We start from the raw sequence: 19,966 nt of genomic DNA, 5'->3' as shown, positions 1-19,966 counted from the left end.
CGCCCTTGAAGACGCCGAACGCAGGCATAGCGCATTAGGAGAAACCGCCATGGACGGCGGTTTCAGGTGAGACAGGCAGGGACGCCTGTCGCAACCGGCCTCAATGCGCTATGGCGGAGAGAGGGCAGTTGGCAAAGCCAACCGTCTGACAGGGCAAAGGCGCGGGTTGCCAGGGGCCGCGCCTTCGGCCCCTGGCTCGGTCGAGGTGCGTGAGCCACATGAGGCATCTCACTTTTATCGACCGAAAATTTCACGAACGCCTGCATAAAAACGCTAACTGACCAGCATTACGCCATGAGGCGCCCTTTTTTCATCTCAGCTGGAGCAGGAAATCTCCAGATGTTTGCCCCAGTCCGGCGGCAGCGCGGCGAGATCGTCATACTCCGGCGCATCGTCGAACGGCCGCAGCAAGGCCTGATGCAACCGCTGCAAACGGCCGACGTCGTCTTTCTCCGCATCCTCAATCGCTTGCTGGGCCAGGTAGTTGCGCAGGATCAGCCGCGGGTTCACCGCCTTCATCGCCCGTTGTCGCTCCGCGTCGCTGACCTGCTCCTGCTGCAAACGCTGACGATATTGCTGATACCAGGCGTCGAAGGCCGCACGGTCGATAAACTCATCGCGCAGCGGCGACTGCGCCTGTTGCTGTTCTGTTTCGCTCAACAGGCGGAACGTGCGGGTATAGTCCCGCCCTTCCTGGGCCATCAGGCTCAACAGGCCGGTCAGCACGTCGTTATCCTGCGCCGTCGGCGTGAAGAAGCCCAGTTTGGCGCGCATCTGTTCGCCATAGGCGCGCATCAACGCCGGTTCATATGCCGCCAACGCCTGCTGCAGCTGTTCGGCAGTCATCAGCCCCGACAAAGTTTGCGCCAGGCGATGCAGGTTCCATAACGCCACCGCCGGCTGATTATCAAAGGCGTAACGCCCTTGATGGTCGGAATGGTTACAGATATAGCCGGGCTGATAGTCATCGAGGAAGCCGTAAGGGCCGTAATCGATGGTGATGCCGAGAATCGACATGTTGTCGGTGTTCATCACGCCGTGGGCGAATCCGACGGTTTGCCAATGGGCGATCAGGCGCGCCGTGCGTTCGACCACGTCGGTAAACCACAACAGGTAACGATCGGCCTGATCCTGCAACTGCGGCCAGTGACGGGCGATGACGAAATCCGCCAGTTGCCGCACCTGCTCCGGCTGTTTGCGGTAATAAAAGTGTTCGAAGTGACCGAAACGCACATGGCTTTCCGCCACCCGCAGCAGCATCGCGCCGCGTTCCGGCTGCTCGCGGTATACCGGTTGTTGACTGGTGACAATAGTTAACGCACGCGTGGTGGGGATCCCCAGATGGTGCAACGCCTCAGAGGCCAGAAACTCGCGGACAACCGAACGCAGCACCGCGCGGCCATCCCCCATGCGTGAATACGGCGTCAGCCCGGCGCCCTTCAGGTGCCAGTCACGGTGACTGCCGTCCGCCAGGACTTGTTCGCCCAGCAAAATGCCGCGCCCATCGCCCAGTTGCCCGGCCCAGACGCCGAACTGGTGGCCACTGTATACCTGCGCCAACGGCTGCATGCCCGGTAGCAGCGTTTCCCCCGCCCAAATCGGGGTTTTATCCTGAGTAAACCAACTGTCATCCAGCCCCAGCTCGCGCGCCAGCGGCTCACTGTGGTACAGCAGGCGCGCATCCTTGAGCGGCGTCGGGTTCAGGGCGGTGTAAAAACCGGGTAATTGTTGGTAGTAAGCGTTATCGAATTGCGGCATAGGCCCTCCGTTTCAGCGTAGTGTAGAGCCTGAACGGGAGGATTAACACCGAAGGAATGCAGGGAGAACGCATCCGCCTGTCGCCAGAACGGATGCGGGAGGTTTCGCGTGAGGAAACGCGCTGAACGTCGGCTGACAAACGCGGTTATCAGCAAAAACGTGGGTGAATAACGGCGACTGAATCACGCTAAACATCACCCCGTCGCTTATTTACCTCATTGTGTGTAGTTTTTTTGTATCACTTCTTAATTATTGAACTCGCTGGGCATCGCCAGCAAAGCTTGCAGATTATCCACACCAACGCTGGGCCATAAAAAACCTTGCAGGCCTAAAACACCGGCGTATCTGAGTTTATTAAAGTACTCTTTTTTCTCTATTCCTCCGACGATCACGCCTTTACACAACAGGTTGATATTCTTTAACAACGAGTCGATGACCACGTCATACCCCTGATGGGTAAACAGCTGCCAGTAAAAACGCTTGTCTATCTTTACGTAGTCAAACAAACCATCGTACAACGCGGTCAGCGTGGCTTTACCGGAACCGAAATCATCGAGCCACAGCGTAAACAATTCGCTTAATCGCCGCACGCTCGTATTGTTCTTTCCGGCAGAAAGATTCGGAAAACTCTCACTCATTTCAAATGCAATAAAAGGATATTGCCGGATCCTCTGGCACAAGGCCGGATCGGAAAGAATAAGCTCGACGATGGTTTCTTCGATATTGATGGTCAACTGCACGCTGTTACCGGTAAACCAGGCAGCATGCTGCTCCGCCAGTCTCAATTGCTCATTAAATAACTCAATCCTTTGTTCAGGCGCCAATAAATTAATCCCAATTTCGGCCGGCATGGCTAAATCACCGTCGAGACTGTTGAAACGGCTCAACATTTCCACCGCCAACAGCCCGCCCTCCATTGAGTAAACAGGTTGAAAAACATAGCTACTAATAAAGTCAGCTTCGAGTTGGATGTTCATTTTAATGCCACAGGATGAATGGCTAGCGTATCATCGTATATCAATATATTTTATCGATCAATCCTTCTGGGATTAATCGGAAATATCAATGCAAATGCTCGTAAAATATCATTTAATTGATAGATTAAAGCTATACGACAATCGCAAACGGCGCAAAGAAAAGCAGCCGCACTTATGCCAGTTTTCTCGTTCGGCGCGTGATGCGAAAAGATATTTGGCTTAAGTGGAATGGATTTGAGGCCAAATTTGACTTATCTCCTTTGTTTTAATTAAGAAAAATCCTAAATAAAGTAAAATAATCTTTCTGACTTAACGCCAATTTTTCCGGCCGTTAACGATGACTGATTAAATTTAATAACGCATCAATTCCGCCCGTTATTCGCAGCATTGAAAACCTGAAAAAATGCCCACCTTGATTTTCAGAAAATCTGCGCTACGCCCAGCGAAACGTCGCTTTCAGCGATAAAAAAAGGGATGAGCACGCTCATCCCCTCGCAGCCAGACCGCCCGGCTAGCGGATGGTATCGCTCAGCCATTGCCGCAGCTCGGTCAATTCAGCCGCCTGTTGCGGATAGGCCGCCACCAGGCGGTCGCAGCAGGCGGCGACGGGCTCACTGCGGTACGCGCAGCCCACCAGCATGTCCGCCAACCGCTGTAGCGGAGCCGGATTCAGGCTGTCGGTGAATACCTGCGCACGAACAATTGTCCCCTTCTCCACATCGAAGAACAGGTCCACGCCGCCCCAGACGAAGCGTTCATTTAGCAGATGGCTGAACGCCGGCGCCTTGCCGAAATTCCATTCCCAACTGCTCTGTTTGGCGAACTGCACGGCAAAATCGGGCAGATCGGGGAATACATCCGGCGAAATGATCTCCGGCTCGGCCGTCTCGCCATAGTGGGCGAAGAAGGCCTGCACGATCGCCTCACACACCTGCTCATGGCTGATGCCCGGCAAAAACTCCGCCAGGTTGGCGACGCGCGAACGCACCGAGGTGATGCCCTTGGCCTGCAGTTTTTTGGGATCCGGATTGAGGTAGTCCGCCAGCCGCTCAAGATCGGCATTCAGCAACAGCGTGCCGTGGTGGAAACCGCGATCCTGCGTTTCGCGATAGGCGGAGCCGGATATTTTGCGCGGCCCATCGGCAGTTTCCATCACCAGGTCATTGCGCCCCGATGCGCCGGCCGTTACGCCCAACTGCCGCAGCGCTTGCAGAATGATGTTCGTGGAGACGCTTTTATCGTACCCCGGCTTGCCGGCCATAAAGGTGAAACAGGTGTTGCCCAAATCGTGGAATACCGCCCCGCCGCCGCTGCTGCGCCGCGCCAGCCGAATGCCATCCTGTTCCATACGCCGGGTGTTGCACTCTTTCCAGGGGTTCTGCGACTGGCCGATCACCACCGTTTCGGCATTGCGCCACAGGAAGAGGATTTTTTGCGTGGTCATTTCGCGGAAGATGCACTCTTCCACCGCCAGGTTGAACCAGGGATCGTAGGAGTCGGAGATCAGTAAACGCAAACTGTTCATGGCAGGCACCGTTCAAAACACGTGATGCCACCATGATACACCAAATCAACGGGTTAAGGCTAAATGCGCCGCGCCTGCCAGTACACCCGTTTCCAGTAAACGTTATCGAGCGAGGAGCGGATCACCCCGCGGCTGGTCGAAGCGTGGATAAATTGGTCGTTGGTATCGTAAATGCCGACGTGCAGACCGTTCTCACCGCCGCCGGTTTTGAAAAACACCAGATCGCCCGGCATCAGTTCGTCGCGCGAGACCTTGGTGCCCAGCGAGGTTTGCTCTTCGGTCGAACGGGGCAGCTGCATATCGAAGCGATCGCGGAACGTGCGGTAAACAAAGCCGGAGCAATCCACGCCGCCGCGATCCAGGCCGCCGTAACGGTATGGCGTGCCGTACCACTGGCGCAGTTGTTCATTGAGCTGAGCCACCACCACGATAGAATCCGCCAGGCGGCCGCTGGGTGGCGGCGCATGGCTGCTGCAACCGGCGAGGATTAAACTGGCTAATAAAAACCACACACGCATCCGCATAATATCCCTTCATTGAACACGTTGCCGCATTATGCCATTCGGTACACCACTACACTGCCTGCGAGGCAAAGCCGGCACCACGTAAGGAAAGCGCTATTTCGCGTTAATTTATCTCCCGCACGGGGAAAAAGGCAAGCGCCATGAGGGAGATAATAGCAGGATCGCCGGTTTTGGCCCTATTGCGGCGATTTGGTCTCGGATTTGCTGTTAATCAGCCAGACGCCGAACAGAATAAACAGCGTGCCCAACGTTTTCAGCAGCGTAGCGGATTCGTTAAACCACGGCAGGATCACCGCCGCCAGGTAAACCAGCGCATAGCTGACGCTCAGCAGAGGATAAGCGCGGTTTAACGGCAGATGGCGCAGCGCAAAGAACCAACACAGCATCGACAGCGCATAGCCAAAGATGCCGCCGCCCACCGCCAGCAGCGGCAGCCAGTAGTCGCCGATCAGCGTCAGCGAGACGTCGGCGAACGACATCAGCGGGATCTGAACCATGCCCCACTTCATCAGCAACTGCGCCAGCGTCACCAGCAGTACGCTGGCGGCGCCCCAGGCATAGCCCTTCATGAATGCACGCTCATCAGCAGGATCCCCAGCATAATCGACGCCACGCCACACCAATGGCGCGCGGTCGTCGGCTCGTGAAACAGCCAGCGCGCGGCCAGCGTCACCATCACGAAGTTAAGGCTGAGCATCGGGTAAGCCAGGCTGAGCGGCAGGCGTTGCAGCACATTGAGCCACACCGCCATGCCCAGCCCCAGCAACAGCACCGCCAGCGCCAGCCAACGCAGCGTCTGCTTGAGCCGCGCCTCGTCCGCCCGTTCCCAGCAGTGCGCCGCCTGCTTCTGGCACAGCTGCCCACCACAGGTGAGCAGACTGACCACTATCACCAACAGAAAACCGATCATGGTTGCTGTTTATACCACATCAGCACCAGACGGTTCATGCGATCCACCTTATCTGCGGCAGGCAGTTCCTGCGGCAGCGCTTCGCCGCGGGAGAGCTGCAACACCAGCGACACATTCCCCTGCTTGCGCGCCTGCGCCAGCCACTGCGGGAAGTCGGCGTCGCTGATCAGGTGCCCTTTGGCGTCCGGATACTCCAGACCATAGGCCACCTCGCCTTTCTGGCTGTACATCAGCACGTCGCTGCGCTTGAGTTCCCAGGCCAGGCCGGCCGCCACCCCGACGCTGTCGGTCAGCACGTAACGGCTGTCGCCCAGTTCGGCCATCGTGGCGCGGGCGAAGTTCTGCGGCAGTTTGGAATCGGTCACCTGCTGCGGAATCGCGTAACCGATCACCAGGCACAGCAGCACCGGGCAAGCGGCCGCCCAACGCCATTGGCGGCCGTTATCGCGCGCGGAGACCAGCGCGAACAGCAGCCAACCGCCGAACGCGATCAGGCCGAGCACCACTTTCGGCCACTCCTGCGGAGTAAACAGATGCGCTTTCGGCAGCAAACCGGAGCTCAACACCACCAGCGCCACGATGCCAATCAGCCCGAACAGGCCGTTCAGCCAGGCGTTGGCCTTAAACAGCCTGGCGCGCAGCGTGGCGGCATAGTCTTCCGCATAGGCGGTCATCAGCAGCGCCAGCGGCGCCATGCACGGCAGAATATAGGTCGGCAGCTTGCCTTTGGCGATGCTGAAGAAGATCAGCGGCATCATCGCCCAGCTCAGCAGGAAGAACAGCTCCGGGCGCTGCACGCGTTCGCGCCAACCTTTGAGCAGCGCGCCGGGCAGCAGCGCCAGCCACGGCAACACCGCCGCCAGCAGGATCGGCAGGTAATACCAGAATGGCGCCTTGTGCTGGGCGTTATCTTCGGCGAAGCGCTGAATGTGTTCGACCCAGAAGAAGTAATTCCAGAAATCGGGCTCACGTTGCGCGATCGCCAGCGCCCACGGCAGGCTGAGCAACGTGGCGGTCACGATCGCCACCGGGCCGTAGCACAGCAGATCCTTGATGCGACGTTGCTGAATGACAATCGGGATCACCGCAATCACCGGCACCGCCAGCGCCAGGAAGCCCTTGGTCATAAAGCCCATGCCGCAGGCCAAGCCCAGCAAGGCGTAGGCGCCCAGCTTGCCTTTGACCGAGGTGGCTTTCAGCGTCAGGTAATAGCTGACCATTGCCGCCGCCAGCCACAACGAAATCATCGGATCCAGCACGCTGTAAGTGCCGATGCTGAACACCAGCACCATCGACAGGAACATCAGCATCGCCAGGCTGGCGCGACGCGCATTACGCCACATCAGCATCGCCAGCGCGAACACCAGCAGCGCGGTCATGCCGGTGCTGAACACCGAGCCGAACCGCACCGCAAAGTTGTTTTCCCCGAACAGCCACTGGCTGATGTTATTGAACCAGTATCCCGCTACCGGCTTCTCGAAATAGCGCAGCCCCAGCAGGTGCGGCACCACCCAATCGCCGCGTTGCAGCATTTCACGGCTGATCTCGGCATAACGTGTTTCATCCGGCTGCCACAGCAGGCGACCGTTAAGCGGGATCAGATAGACCAGAGCAAAAAAAACGGCCAGCAGAATGGCCCAGGATCCTTTTAGCGCCTTCATGTAACGTCCTTCACATCGGTTTGACAGCCCAGCCAACCTTCGCGGCCGGGGAAAGGAGCGCGCTTGATGCGGCCCAACGGCAGTGACGCCAAATCTTGCGGTAACAGCGCGCTCAGCGGACAGAATTCGATGCCCTGCTGCCGTGCGCGTTGCAATAACTGTTCGAACATCGCCGCTTGCGACATGCCTTCCACTTCGGTGTGAATGGTGTACACCGGTACGCCGCGATCGTTCTCGATGGCGCGCAGAATGTAGTCGTTGAAGTCGGCCATGCTGACTTCGCTGCCGATCACTTCGTCGAAGGTCGGCAACGTCACCGGGATCTGCACCGTACCGTGACGCCCGTCGCTCAGCACCGGACGGAACGGATGGGTGCCGCGGCAATCGCTGTTGTAATGGAAGCCGAAGCGCTGCTTGACCTCCAGCACGCGCGTGTCGGCACGCCACCCTGCTACGGCGGAGCATTTCACCGGCTGGCCGGTGCTGGCGCTCAGGGCATCGACGCCCCGCTGCACCTGTTCGGTCAGCTGCGCCTCGCTCCATTTGCCGACGTTGGCCTGCCATCCCTGGTGATCCCAGGCGTGCAGCCCGACTTCATGGCCGGCTTCGGCGGTGCGCTTCATCAGCGGCCCCAGCGCGCGTGAAATGTTGCGCCCCGGCCACGCGGTGCCGGCCAGCAGAATATCCAGACCGTACAGCGAAGCGGCGTTCGAGCGCAGCATTTTCCACAGAAATTTCGGACGCAAAAGGCGCCAAAGATGGCGCCCCATGTTGTCCGGTCCCACGCTGAAGAAGAAGCTGGCCTGAATGTCGTACTTTTCGAACAGGTCCAGCAACTGCGGCACCCCTTCACGGGTGCCGCTGAAGGTATCTACATCAATCCGCAGACCGACTTTCTTCATGCATCGTTCCCTTCCTGAACGGTAGTGCGCAGGAAGTAGTCCAGCGTATCGGCGACGGTTTGCTTCATCTCGATGGTCGGCTGCCAGCCCAGCAGGCGGCGCGCGTTCTTGATGCTCGGCGTGCGGTGCTCGACGTCCTGGTAACCTTTACCGTAGTAGCTGCTGCTCTCCACGTCCTTGAAGCCGGCAAACGGCGGGAAGCGGTCGCGCAGCGGGTGGTTGTTGAAGCTTTCCAGCAGCATTTCCGCCAGCTCACGAATGCTCGCTTCGTTGGTCGGGTTGCCGATGTTGACGATCTGACCGTCGCACAGGCCGTCGCGGTTCTCAATGATGCGGAACAGCGCTTCGATGCCGTCGTTGATGTCGGTGAAGCAACGCTTCTGTGCGCCGCCGTCCATCAGTTTGATCGGCGAACCTTCTACCAGGTTGAGGATCAGCTGGGTGATGGCGCGGGAAGAACCGATGCGCGCGGCGTCTAGGTTATCCAGACGCGGCCCCATCCAGTTGAACGGACGGAACAGCGTGAACTTCAGGCCTTCTTTGGCGCCGTAAGCCCAGATCACCCGATCCAGCAGCTGTTTGGAGACCGAGTAGATCCAGCGTTGTTTGTTGATTGGCCCGACGATCAGACGCGAATGGTCTTCATCGAACTCTTTGTCGTCGCACATGCCGTACACTTCGGAGGTGGACGGGAAGATGATGCGCTTGTTGTATTTCACGCAGTCGCGAACGATCTTCAGGTTCTCTTCGAAGTCCAGCTCGAACACGCGCAGCGGGTTACGGGTGTATTCGATCGGCGTCGCGATCGCCACCAGCGGCAGCACCACGTCGCATTTCTTGATGTGATACTCGATCCACTCGGAGTGGATGCTGATGTCGCCTTCCACGAAGTGGAAGCGCGGGTTGTCGAGGAAGCGGCTGATGGCGTCAGAGCCGATATCCAGACCGTAGATGTCGTAACGATCGTCGCGCAGCAGACGCTCGGTCAGGTGGTTGCCGATGAAACCGTTGACCCCGAGGATCAGCACGCGGGTGCGGCGTTTCATCACGGCGTTGGGCTTGGCGGCCAGACGCACGTCGGTGACGATGCCCATTTCCTGCGCCAGGCGGCTGCCCTGCACGTACAGGCCACTTTCGTTCTGCCCGGCGACGATTTCCAGCGCGCCTTCGCCACAGGCGATGACCAGCGGGGCGGTGCTCAGCACGGTGCCCGGTTGTTTATCGTGTTGGGTATCCAGCACGCGGGAACGCCAGACGATCAGCTTGCGCTGGCCGAGGTAGCTGAATGCCCCCGGGTACGGTTCAGTGACGGCGCGCACCAGGTTGTTGATCTCTTGGGCGGATTTGTGCCACAAGATCTCGCCGTCCGCCGCGGTGCGGCGCCCGAAGTAGCTGGCCTGAGACTCATCCTGCTTGGTAAAAGTGGCGGTGCCGTTCTTCAGCTTCGGCAGCTGCTCTTTCAACACGGCCTGTGCGGCTTCCAGCACTTTTTTGTGCAGCGTCAGCGCGGTGTCGTTGTCGGCGATAGCCACTTTCTGCTGGCCCACAATGTCGCCGGCGTCAGGGCGTTTCACCATTTTGTGCAGGGTGGCGCCGGTTTCGGTTTCGCCATTCACCAACGCCCAGTTCACCGGCGCGCGGCCACGGTAGCGCGGCAGCAGCGAACCATGCAGGTTGAAACCGCCCAACGGGGCCAGCGACAAGATCTCGTCGCTCAGCATGTGACGGTAGTAGAACGAGAAGATCACGTCCGGCTGCAGTTCGCGAATGCGATCAACCCACAGCGGGTGGTTCACGTCTTCCGGCGCATAGACCGGCAGATCCAATTCGGCGCCCAAACGGGCCACGGAGGAGAAGAAGTTGTTCTCACCTGGGTCGTCGGTGTGCGTGAACACAGCCTGCACGTCATAACCCGCCTCAGTCAGCGCTTTCAGACCTGCGCAGCCAATATCATGGTAAGCAAATACAATAGCTTTCATCATTCTTCTTCCTGAGTATTGTGGTCTTGCTGTACGCCGACCACTTTCTGAACAAAATAGCGAGGACGTGCGCGCACGTCGGTATAGATGCGGCCGATGTATTCACCCAGTAGCCCCATGCCGACAAACTGGGCGCCGATAAAGGTGAACAGGACGGCGAAAAGCGTGAACACGCCGCCGGCGGCCCATTCAGGACCGAGCAGCAGACGCAGCGCGATCAGCACCAGCGCCAACACGAACCCGGACAGCGCCACGATGCTGCCGACCACGCTGAGCAAACGCAGCGGCGTAGTGGTCAGACAGGTGATCAGGTCATACATCAGGTTGATCAGCTTCATCAGGCTGTATTTTGAGTCGCCGAACTCGCGCTCGGCGTGACGCACGTCGATTTCGGTCGTGCGACGGGCGAAGGTATTCGCCAGGATCGGGATGAAAGTGCTGCGCTCATGACAGTGCAGCATCGCCTCAACGATATGACGACGATAGGCGCGCAGCATGCAGCCGTAGTCCCCCATCGATTTGCCGGTGGCGCGTTGAATCATCATATTGATCACGCGCGAAGCGCTTTTGCGGAACCAGGAGTCCTGACGGTTGGCGCGCACGGTGCCCACCACGTCATAGCCCTCTTCCGCCACGCTGACCAGCCGAGGGATTTCCTCCGGCGGGTTCTGCAGATCGGCGTCAAGGGTAATCACCAGATCGCCGGTCACCTGATTGAAACCGGCCATGATCGCCGAATGTTGGCCATAGTTGCGGTTAAGCAGGACGGCAATCACGTGACTGTCCGGCTTTTCGGCCGCCGCGGTCAGCATGTCAGCGGAGTTGTCGCTGCTGCCATCGTCGACGAGAATGATTTCATAAGGTTGGGATAACTGCTTACAGGCGGCGGTAGTGCGCTCCAGCAACGCAGGCAGGCTTTCCTGCTCGTTGTATACCGGGATGACTATCGACACTTTTTTGATCGGTTCAACGCGAGACACGTAAAGACTCCACAACAGAAGACAAGGCATTGACCACGCGATCCACATCGGCGTCGGTCATATCAGGGAATAGCGGTAAGGTGCACAGCCGCGCCGAGTTCCATTCGGTATTCGGCAACGACAGCTGCGGATAGCGCTCACGGTAGAATTTCTGGGTGTGCGCCGCACGGAAATGCAGCCCGGTGCCGATGCCAACCTCTTTCAGGCGCTCCATCAGCTGGTCGCGATCGAGGCCGCAGCGCTCGGGATCGACGCGCACCATAAACAGGTGCCAGGCGTGGTCATGCGGATAATCCGGCACGCCCAACGGCTGGAACGGCGAGCCTTCCAGCGCGCTCAGGTAGCGCTGCGCCAGCGCCTTGCGGCGCGCGTTCAGCTCGGCGAAGCGCGAAAGTTGCACCACGGCGATCGCCGCGTGAATGTCGGACAGGTTGTATTTGTACCCCGGCTCCACCACTTCGGCCTGCGGTTTGCGGCCCAGCTGCTGGCGATCGAAGGCATCGACGGCCAGGCCGTGGAACTTCAGGCAACGCAGGCGATCCGCCAGCGCATCGTCGTCGGTGGCGATCAGGCCGCCTTCGGCGCAGGTCACGTTCTTAATCGCGTGGAACGAGAAAATCGCCGTGCCGCGCGCGCCGACCCATTCGCCGTTGTAACGCGTGCCGACCGCATGGGCGGCGTCTTCGATTAACGGCAGACGATGGCGTTCGGCCACGGCGCGCAAAGCGTCCATCTGCAGGGGGGCGCCGGCATAATGCACCGGAACAATCGCTTTGGTTTTCGGGGTGATGGCAGCCTCAACGTCGGCGGCGCTGACCATCAAGGTCTCACGGTCAACGTCGATCATTACCGGCGCAGCGCCCAGCAGTTCGATCATGTTGAGGGTGGAAACCCAGGTTTGCGAAGGGGTGATGACTTCATCGCCGGGCCCCACGCCCAGCGCCATCAAAGTGATGTGCATGCCCGCTGTGGCGGAACTGACGGCGATGGCGTGCTTACAGCCGAAGGTGGAACAGAAGTCGCTTTCCAGTTGCTGATTTTGCGGGCCGGTGGTGATCCAACCGGAACGCAACACTTTCTCTACCGCGGCGATTTCTTCATCGCCGATGGCTGGACGAGAGAAAGGTAAAAATTGATCCATAGTTAACCCCAAACGTATCGAACTGCTTTTGATGACACTGTAAATCCCTTTCGTTTAACGAATATTAAACGCCAGAGAAGAATCGTTTCCGTGGATTAACTGCCAATGTAAGGCCGCAAGCTTAACTAAACCTTAAGACGAGACTTGTCATCAGTGGGAGAACTGATAGGAAGGCGCCGTCATCATTAATTTAATTTTATTATGTAAATCAATTTCTTATGTTTTTTAATAATTACTTACGTATTTTATTTTTGCCGAATCAAGCGTAGCACGTCATCGACGTTTTTCAAGAAAATCGATAAGAAAATGAGAGACCGCACAATATTCGCCAATCCTTACCCCGCTATTTATATTCACTGCGTTTAGTTTCCGTTTACGTTGCGCCCCGCCGACTGGGTTAATTAAGCCGTGCGGGTCATGATCCAACGCTGGTCCCCTACCCATTGCAGCTGGAAATCCACTTCATAAATCTGCGACAGCATCGCGGGCGCCATCACCTCACGCGTGACGCCCTGCGCCACCAGCCGGCCGGCATGCAGCAACCAAACCCGATCGGCCTGCTGCAGGGTGTGATTCAGATCGTGCGCGCATACCAGCGCGCTGCGCCCGCTCTGGCAGAATTCGCGCAGCAGGCGATCCAGCGCGACTTTCTGCGCCACATCCAGGCTGTTGGTCGGCTCATCCAGCAACAACAGGCGGCTGTGCGGATTGACGCTGGGCCACACCTGCAGCAAGACCGCCGCCAGCCGCACCCGTTGCCATTCGCCTCCAGAAAGCTGCGTCAGCATGCGTGACAGCTTATCCACCAGCTTCAACCGCCGGCACAGATAGAGGATGGCATGCTCCACATCGGTTTGCGTCGCCGCCGCAGGCCGGTGCAGCGCCAAATACTGAAACACCGGCATCAGCGACACCGGCGGCTGTTGCTGGCTGAGGTAACCGCGCCGGGATGCCAGTTCGCTCCCCGGATAATCGGAGAGCGCGCGTCCGTCCAGACGAACCTCGCCCAGCCCCGGCAGCATGCCCGCCACCCGCGCCAGCAGAGTGCTCTTCCCGGCGCCGTTTGGGCCGATCAGGTGAACCTGCAACCCGCCGTCAATCTGTGCCGAAAAAGGCGCCAGGCGCCCCGCCACCCCAACCTCAACGAGTTGCAGCATTCGTCTTACCCTGCCAGCGCTTGTTTCACCGCCGCCACCAGCGCCGGATCTTCCGGCGTGGTGTCAGGCGAGAAGCGCTGGATCACCGTGCCGTCGCGCGCGATGAGGAATTTCTCGAAGTTCCACAAAATATCGCCGGCGTGCTTCGGCGCACGCCCTTTGCTGGTCATCCGCGCCAGGAACTCGCTGCCCTGCGGCGCGACAGCAGCCGGCTGCGCGGCAATCAGCGCCTGATACAGTGGATGACGGTGTTCGCCGTTCACCTCAATCTTGGCGAACATCGGGAATTGCACGCCGAAAGTGCCACGGCAAAACGCCAGGATCTCTTCGTTGCTGCCCGGCTCCTGCCCCAGGAATTCATTGGACGGGAACCCCAGCACTTCCAGCCCCCGATCGCGATAGGTTTCGTACAGCGCTTCCAGCCCTTCATATTGCTTCGTCAGGCCGCACTCCGAGGCCACGTTGACCACCAGCAGCACCTTGCCCTGATAGGCCCCCAGCGTGGTAGCCTGATTTGCGATGGTCTGTAACGGCAGGTTATAAATTGGATTGCTCATCGGTTGTCATCCTGTAGTTTTTTAATGGCAGGTGAATGAAGAAAACTACCTTACGCCTTTTGCCCGGGTCAGTAACCAGATAAATAGCGGCGCTCCCAGCGTAGCGGTCACCACGCCGATCGGCAGTTCGGCCGCCAGCAGCGCAACGCGGGCGATCACATCGGCCACCAGCAACACGCCGGCCCCCGCCAGCGCGCAGGCCGGCAACAGATAGCGTTGGTCGGTCAGGCCGGTGAGCCGCAAAATATGCGGGATCACCAGCCCGACGAAGCCGATCACCCCGGCGAGCGCCACGCTGACGCCCACCAGCCAGCCGATCGCCAGCACCAGCAGGTTGCGCCACAGATGCAGCGACAGCCCGAGCTGCCGCGCCTGCACCTCGCCCAGCGCCATCAGGTTAAGCGCTCGCCCCTGGCCGCACAGCCACAGCAGCACCGGCAGCAGCGCCAACACCAGCCACTTTTGGCGCCAGTCGACGCCGCCGAAGCCCCCCATCATCCAGTACATCAACTGCCGCAGATCGAGGCTGGTGCTGAAATAGACCGCCCAGGTCATCAGCGCGCTGCACACGATGCCCAGCGCCACTCCCACCAGCAACAGCCGCGCATTGGTCAAGCGGCGCCGGCGAGCGAAGCCCAGCAGCAAGAACGTCATCGCCAGCGCGCCTGCTATCGCGGCGGCGCTCATCAGCGCTACCGGCAGCAGACCGTGGCCCAGCAGCACCGTCAGCACCAGCGCAACGCCGGCGCCGTTCGCCACCCCCAGCAGGCCAGGTTCCGCCAACGGGTTTTCAAACAGCGCCTGCATCACCGCCCCGGCTACCGCCAGGGCGGCGCCGACCAACATCACCGCCAGCGCACGCGGCAATCGCAGTTGCCAGACGAACAGCTGCGCCCGATCGCTGAACCATTCTGACGGCCATATCCATCGATCGCCGGCGCAAAGGCTAAACAGCAATGCCAGCACCACACCCAGCGCCAACAGAATGACCTGGCGTTTATCGCGGTAACGTTGATGTTGCAACAGTAAGGTGAAGGTACGGCTGGTTGGCATGGCGCGGCGATTCCCTGCCGGCCGCTGTCGTGGCCGGATAATTGACGTCTGAGTCAAATATTAGGGGGTTAACGCCGCAAGGGGAAGCCTTGCGTAAGCGATGGCGCAGGAAAGCAGCGGCTGGCCCTGCCCGTCATCGCCAGGATGATGGCAAAACCAGCCGCCGATAAACTCAGGGGTTAACGATGCTGACCGGGGTTGCCCTGCGGATAGGGCCGGCCGCGGCCGTCATCGCGCCGGTCATGGTCGCCGCGATCGTCATGGCGGCCATCATGATCACGATTATCGCGATCGCCGTGGAAAGGATTGCCGCTGCGCGCCGGCTCGCGATGCTCATAGCCGCGCGGCGGCGAAGGCTGCCAGCGCCCGCCGTCCCAGTACAGGCCGCGCGCATTGCGCTCCCCCAAACCGCGGCCCTGGTGTGCATGCCACCATTGCGGGGGACGCCAGTCGTAGCCATCCCAGTAGTAGCCGCGGCGGTCCTGATCCCCCAAATGTAGGGAAACGCCCGGCACGTTGATATCGACAGAGACATCGGCCTGTGCCGCCAGCGGCAGCAACAGCGGAAAACACACCAGCAACAGGATCTTTTTCATTTTGCCTTCTCACTCTATTTTTCTTGCTGCAGTGGTTATATCAGTGCGCTTATTTAGCGACTATCTCACCGGTGCCTATTTTCAGATCGTTTTCGACGGCCTTACACAATCCCGACACTGTTTGCCGACGTCTTTAATTATTATTGCCTCTGCCAAGGCTTAACGAATAACTGACATCGCCTAAGCGGCGCGACAATGATAATTAAACGGATCCCCACCGGAGGATAATAAGATGATTAAACGACTCGGTATGCTGCTGGCCGTGGTCGCCCTGGCCTCAACCCTTAGCGCCTGTTGCTGGGGTCCTCACGGAGGCGGCGGCCACCGTGGCGATGGCCCTGGCCATTATTACGGCCGTTATTGAAGTGAGAAATAAAAGCCACGCATTACATAAAATAAGATATAAGAATATTCCGCAATTAAGGGCAATGATTTTCGCCGTGCCGACTTAACGGCTCAATGAAGTCATGTCTATCGATTAGGAATAAACTGAATTTTGTCCCAGAAAAGAAAAAGGCCGCGCAAGCGGCCTTTTTTGATGTCACGTCACTCACCCTTTCGGGCTGGCGTTTTCTACCCGGCTTTTCAGCTTCTGCCCCGGACGGAAGGTCACCACGCGGCGCGCCGTAATCGGAATGTCTTCGCCGGTCTTCGGGTTACGCCCCGGACGTTGGTTCTTGTCACGCAGATCAAAGTTGCCAAAACCCGACAGTTTTACCTGTTCGCCATTCTCAAGGGCCCGACGGACCTCTTCAAAGAACAGTTCCACCAGGTCTTTGGCGTCCCGTTTGCTAAGCCCAAGCTTCTCAAACAGGTGTTCTGACATTTCAGCTTTAGTAAGCGCCATAGGTTCAATCCCTCAAGGATGCTTGGAATCGCTGTTTTAGAGCCTCTACGCATTTTGCAACGGTAGCGGCTATCTCCTCTTCTTCCAGTGTACGAGCGGTATCCTGCAATACCAGACTGATAGCCAGGCTCTTGTCACCTTCTGCCACGCCCTTGCCACGGTACACGTCAAACAAGTTTACGCCAACTACCTGATTTGCGCCAACTTTCTTACACTCGGCCAAAATATCTTCTGCGGGGACGTTTTCAGCCACCACAATGGCGATATCACGGCGGTTTGCCGGGAAGCGCGAAATCTCCCGCGCCTGAGGCACGGCGCGGCTCGCAAGCTTGTTCCACTCCAGTTCAAACACCACGGTGCGGCCGTTAAGATCCAGTTTACGTTCAAGTTCCGGGTGAACCACACCGATGAAACCAACGCGTTCGCCGTGCAAATAAATCGCCGCACTTTGCCCTGGATGCAGGGCCGGATTGGCTTCCGCCCGGAACTGAATTTCGGATAATTTACCGGTCAGCTCGAGGACAGACTCCAGATCCCCTTTTAAATCATAGAAGTCGACGGGCTTGCGCGCCAGATCCCAATGTTCATCGTGCGTATGGCCGGCGATCACGCCCGCCAGCATGACGTCCTGACGGATACCCAGATCTGCCGCACTATCAGGCACAAAGCGCAGGCCGCTTTCGAACAGGCGAAGGCGCGTCTGCTGGCGGTTCTGGTTATACACCACCGCGGACAGCAAACCGGTCCACAGCGACAGACGCATCGCCGACATTTCGACCGAAATCGGGCTCGGCAGGATCAGCGCTTCTTCATTCGGGTGCAGCAGCGCCTGCACTTTCGGATCGACGAAACTGTAGGTGATCGCTTCCTGATAACCGTGATCGACCAGCATGGTCTTCACGCGCTTGAGCGTCAGATCGGCTTCGCGATGCTGGGTCATCACCAAATCGGCGCGCACCGGCACATCCGGAATGTTGTCGTAGCCGTAAACGCGCGCCACTTCTTCCACCAGATCCTCTTCGATCTCCATATCGAAACGCCAGCTCGGCGCGACCGCTTGCCAACTGTCGCCCTGTTCGGTCACCTGGCAACCCAGGCGGCGCAGAATGTCGCTGACCTGCTCGCTCGGCACCACGTGGCCGATCAGGCGATCCAGCTTCTCGCGGCGCAGCGTGATGGTGGCGCGCTTCGGCAGTTCATTCTCGTGAGTCACGTCGATAATCGGGCCGGCCTGGCCGCCGCAGATGTCGAGCAGCAGGCGCGTGGCGCGCTCCATGGCTTTGTACTGCAGTGCCGGATCGACGCCGCGCTCATAGCGGTGAGAAGCATCGGTGTGCAGGCCGTGACGGCGCGCGCGACCGGTGATCGACAGCGGGCTGAAGAAAGCGCACTCCAGCAGCACGTCCTGGGTTTCGCCGTTGACGCCGGAATGCTCGCCGCCGAAGATGCCGCCCATCGCCAATGCTTTTTGGTGATCGGCGATCACTAAGGTGTCGGCGTTCAGTTTGGCTTCGTTGCCGTCCAGCAGCGTCAAGGTTTCCCCTTCTTCCGCCATGCGCACCACGATGCCGCCGTCGATGCGACTCAGATCGAAAGCGTGCATCGGCTGGCCAAGTTCCAACAGCACATAGTTGGTGACGTCGACGACGGCATCGATAGAACGGATACCGCAACGACGCAGTTTTTCACGCATCCACAGCGGGCTTGGCGCCTTGACGTCGATACCTTTCACCACGCGGCCCAGATAACGCGGGCACGCCTGCGGCGCGTCAACGCGGATCGGCAGCGTGGCGTCAATCGTCGCGGGCACCGGGCTCATGTCCGGCTCGGTCAGCGCAACCTGGTTCAGTACGCCCACGTCACGCGCGACGCCGATGATGCCCAGGCAGTCGGCGCGGTTCGGGGTGACGCTGATCTCGATAGTGTTGTCGTTCAGTTTCAGATAGTCACGGATGTCGGTGCCGATCGGCGCATCCAGCGGCAGTTCGATAATGCCGTCATGATCGTCAGAAATGCCCAGTTCGGAGAACGAACACAGCATGCCTTCCGAAGGTTCGCCGCGCAGTTTGGCGGCCTTGATTTTGAAATCGCCCGGCAGCACCGCGCCTACGGTGGCGACCGCCACTTTCAGGCCGGTGCGGCAGTTCGGCGCGCCGCAGACGATGTCGAGCAAGCGATCGCCGCCCACGTTAACTTTAGTGACGCGCAGTTTATCGGCGTTCGGGTGCTGACCGCACTCGACAACCTCACCCACCACGACGCCGTTAAACGCGCCGGCAACTGGATCCACGCCGTCCACTTCCAAACCGGCCATGGTGATTTGATCGGATAATGCTTCGCTGCTGATGGCCGGGTTTACCCACTCGCGCAACCAGAGTTCACTGAATTTCATGTGATATTCCCGCCTTACTTAAACTGTTTGAGGAAACGCAGATCGTTTTCGAAGAATGCGCGCAGGTCAGTGACGCCGTAACGCAGCATCGTCAGGCGCTCCATGCCCATACCGAAGGCGAAGCCGGAGTAAACTTCCGGATCGATGCCCACGTTGCGCAGCACGTTCGGATGCACCATGCCGCAGCCCAGCACTTCCAGCCATTTACCGTTTTTACCCATCACGTCCACTTCGGCGGACGGCTCGGTGAACGGGAAGTAGGACGGACGGAAACGAACCTGCAGGTCTTCTTCAAAGAAGTTATTCAGGAAATCGTGCAGCGTGCCCTTCAGGTTGGTGAAACTGATGTCTTTATCAACGATCAGCCCTTCCATCTGGTGGAACATCGGGGTGTGAGTCTGATCGTAGTCGTTACGATAAACGCGGCCCGGCGCAATGATGCGGATCGGCGGCTGCTGGTTCTTCATGGTGCGGATCTGCACGCCGGAGGTCTGAGTGCGCAGCAGGCGCGTGGCGTCGAACCAGAAAGTATCGTGGTCGGCGCGCGCCGGGTGATGCCCTGGAATGTTCAGCGCGTCGAAGTTATGGTAATCGTCTTCAATCTCCGGGCCGGTAGCGACGGAGAAGCCCAGCTCGCCGAAGAAGGTTTCGATGCGGTCGATGGTACGGGTCACCGGGTGCAGGCCGCCGTTTTCCATGCGACGGCCCGGCAGGGAGACGTCGATGGTTTCAGCCGCCAGGCGCGCGTTCAGCGCGGCGCTTTCCAGCGCGTTCTTGCGCGCGTTCAGGGCGTCTTGCACCTCTTGCTTGGCCTGGTTGATCACCGCGCCGGCCGCCGGGCGGTCTTCCGCCGGTACGTCGCGCAGAGACTGCATCTGCAAGGTGAAATGACCTTTCTTGCCAAAATATTCGACGCGCACCAAATCTAACGCGGCAACATCCTGGGCATCTTCTACGGCTGCCTTGGCATTGGCAACCAGCTCTGCGAGATGTGGCATTGCTTTCCT

Annotated in this window: 18 protein-coding genes; all 18 read right to left on the bottom strand. The window is 58.9% G+C overall.

The features are described 5' to 3' along the window. Positions 1-315: 315 nt before the first annotated feature. Positions 316-1,758 (bottom strand): protein adenylyltransferase SelO, encoded by a 1,443-nt coding sequence (locus tag H7A77_RS20940; RefSeq protein ID WP_033642892.1) that lies wholly within the window; start codon positions 1,756-1,758, stop codon positions 316-318. A gap of 245 nt (positions 1,759-2,003) precedes the next feature. After that, positions 2,004-2,735 (bottom strand): EAL domain-containing protein, encoded by a 732-nt coding sequence (locus H7A77_RS20935; protein ID WP_033642891.1) that lies wholly within the window; start codon positions 2,733-2,735, stop codon positions 2,004-2,006. A gap of 511 nt (positions 2,736-3,246) precedes the next feature. Next, the gene (locus H7A77_RS20930) at positions 3,247-4,260 is read right to left on the bottom strand and encodes a lipoate--protein ligase A (RefSeq protein ID WP_182074596.1); all 1,014 of its coding nucleotides are present in this window, start codon (positions 4,258-4,260) and stop codon (positions 3,247-3,249) included. Positions 4,261-4,319: 59 nt separating this feature from the next. Next, positions 4,320-4,784 carry an NlpC/P60 family protein gene (locus tag H7A77_RS20925; RefSeq protein ID WP_016927954.1) on the bottom strand — a complete coding sequence of 155 codons (465 nt, stop codon included), beginning with the start codon at positions 4,782-4,784 and terminating at the stop codon, positions 4,320-4,322. Positions 4,785-4,960: 176 nt separating this feature from the next. After that, positions 4,961-5,353, bottom strand: coding sequence for a 4-amino-4-deoxy-L-arabinose-phosphoundecaprenol flippase subunit ArnF (gene arnF, locus H7A77_RS20920; RefSeq protein WP_033642888.1), 393 nt, complete (start codon positions 5,351-5,353; stop codon positions 4,961-4,963). Then, positions 5,350-5,694: a 4-amino-4-deoxy-L-arabinose-phosphoundecaprenol flippase subunit ArnE gene (gene arnE, locus H7A77_RS20915; protein WP_033642887.1), complete on the bottom strand. Its 345-nt coding sequence runs from the start codon at positions 5,692-5,694 to the stop codon at positions 5,350-5,352. The genes arnF and arnE overlap by 4 nt, the downstream gene beginning before the upstream one ends. Further along, positions 5,691-7,355 (bottom strand): lipid IV(A) 4-amino-4-deoxy-L-arabinosyltransferase, encoded by a 1,665-nt coding sequence (gene arnT, locus H7A77_RS20910; protein WP_033652452.1) that lies wholly within the window; start codon positions 7,353-7,355, stop codon positions 5,691-5,693. The genes arnE and arnT overlap by 4 nt, the downstream gene beginning before the upstream one ends. Then, positions 7,352-8,257, bottom strand: coding sequence for a 4-deoxy-4-formamido-L-arabinose-phosphoundecaprenol deformylase (gene arnD / locus H7A77_RS20905; RefSeq protein ID WP_182074595.1), 906 nt, complete (start codon positions 8,255-8,257; stop codon positions 7,352-7,354). Before arnD ends, arnT begins: the two co-directional genes overlap by 4 nt. Beyond that, the gene (gene arnA, locus H7A77_RS20900) at positions 8,254-10,236 is read right to left on the bottom strand and encodes a bifunctional UDP-4-amino-4-deoxy-L-arabinose formyltransferase/UDP-glucuronic acid oxidase ArnA (RefSeq protein ID WP_182074598.1); all 1,983 of its coding nucleotides are present in this window, start codon (positions 10,234-10,236) and stop codon (positions 8,254-8,256) included. The genes arnD and arnA overlap by 4 nt, the downstream gene beginning before the upstream one ends. Further along, positions 10,236-11,216, bottom strand: a complete 981-nt coding sequence (gene arnC, locus H7A77_RS20895) for an undecaprenyl-phosphate 4-deoxy-4-formamido-L-arabinose transferase (RefSeq protein ID WP_033642884.1) — start codon at positions 11,214-11,216, stop codon at positions 10,236-10,238. Before arnC ends, arnA begins: the two co-directional genes overlap by 1 nt. Continuing rightward, positions 11,203-12,357: a UDP-4-amino-4-deoxy-L-arabinose aminotransferase gene (gene arnB / locus H7A77_RS20890; protein ID WP_089194680.1), complete on the bottom strand. Its 1,155-nt coding sequence runs from the start codon at positions 12,355-12,357 to the stop codon at positions 11,203-11,205. Before arnB ends, arnC begins: the two co-directional genes overlap by 14 nt. Positions 12,358-12,758: 401 nt before the next feature. Continuing rightward, positions 12,759-13,514 carry a vitamin B12 ABC transporter ATP-binding protein BtuD gene (gene btuD, locus H7A77_RS20885; RefSeq protein ID WP_033652455.1) on the bottom strand — a complete coding sequence of 252 codons (756 nt, stop codon included), beginning with the start codon at positions 13,512-13,514 and terminating at the stop codon, positions 12,759-12,761. Positions 13,515-13,519: 5 nt separating this feature from the next. Then, the gene (locus H7A77_RS20880) at positions 13,520-14,071 is read right to left on the bottom strand and encodes a glutathione peroxidase (protein WP_072627708.1); all 552 of its coding nucleotides are present in this window, start codon (positions 14,069-14,071) and stop codon (positions 13,520-13,522) included. Positions 14,072-14,116: 45 nt separating this feature from the next. Next, the gene (btuC, locus tag H7A77_RS20875) at positions 14,117-15,124 is read right to left on the bottom strand and encodes a vitamin B12 ABC transporter permease BtuC (protein ID WP_033652456.1); all 1,008 of its coding nucleotides are present in this window, start codon (positions 15,122-15,124) and stop codon (positions 14,117-14,119) included. Between the two features lie 179 nt (positions 15,125-15,303). Further along, the gene (locus H7A77_RS20870) at positions 15,304-15,720 is read right to left on the bottom strand and encodes a DUF2502 domain-containing protein (protein ID WP_047026211.1); all 417 of its coding nucleotides are present in this window, start codon (positions 15,718-15,720) and stop codon (positions 15,304-15,306) included. 550 nt (positions 15,721-16,270) lie between these two features. Further along, on the bottom strand, positions 16,271-16,567 hold the full coding sequence (gene ihfA, locus H7A77_RS20865) for an integration host factor subunit alpha (protein WP_004931414.1): 297 nt from the start codon (positions 16,565-16,567) through the stop codon (positions 16,271-16,273). Positions 16,568-16,571: 4 nt separating this feature from the next. Then, positions 16,572-18,959, bottom strand: a complete 2,388-nt coding sequence (gene pheT / locus H7A77_RS20860; RefSeq protein WP_033652458.1) for a phenylalanine--tRNA ligase subunit beta — start codon at positions 18,957-18,959, stop codon at positions 16,572-16,574. Between the two features lie 14 nt (positions 18,960-18,973). Then, a complete protein-coding gene (pheS, locus tag H7A77_RS20855; RefSeq protein ID WP_004931416.1) occupies positions 18,974-19,957 on the bottom strand; it encodes a phenylalanine--tRNA ligase subunit alpha in 984 nt (327 codons plus the stop codon). Between the last annotated feature and the right edge of the window lie 9 nt (positions 19,958-19,966).

It is taken from the genome of Serratia sp. ME47 (assembly GCF_903970925.1).
In the GTDB taxonomy this organism is placed as follows: Bacteria; Pseudomonadota; Gammaproteobacteria; order Enterobacterales; family Enterobacteriaceae; genus Serratia; species Serratia ureilytica.
Note: the sequence above shows the minus strand (reverse complement) of the source record. Positions and strands in the feature narration are given on the sequence as shown.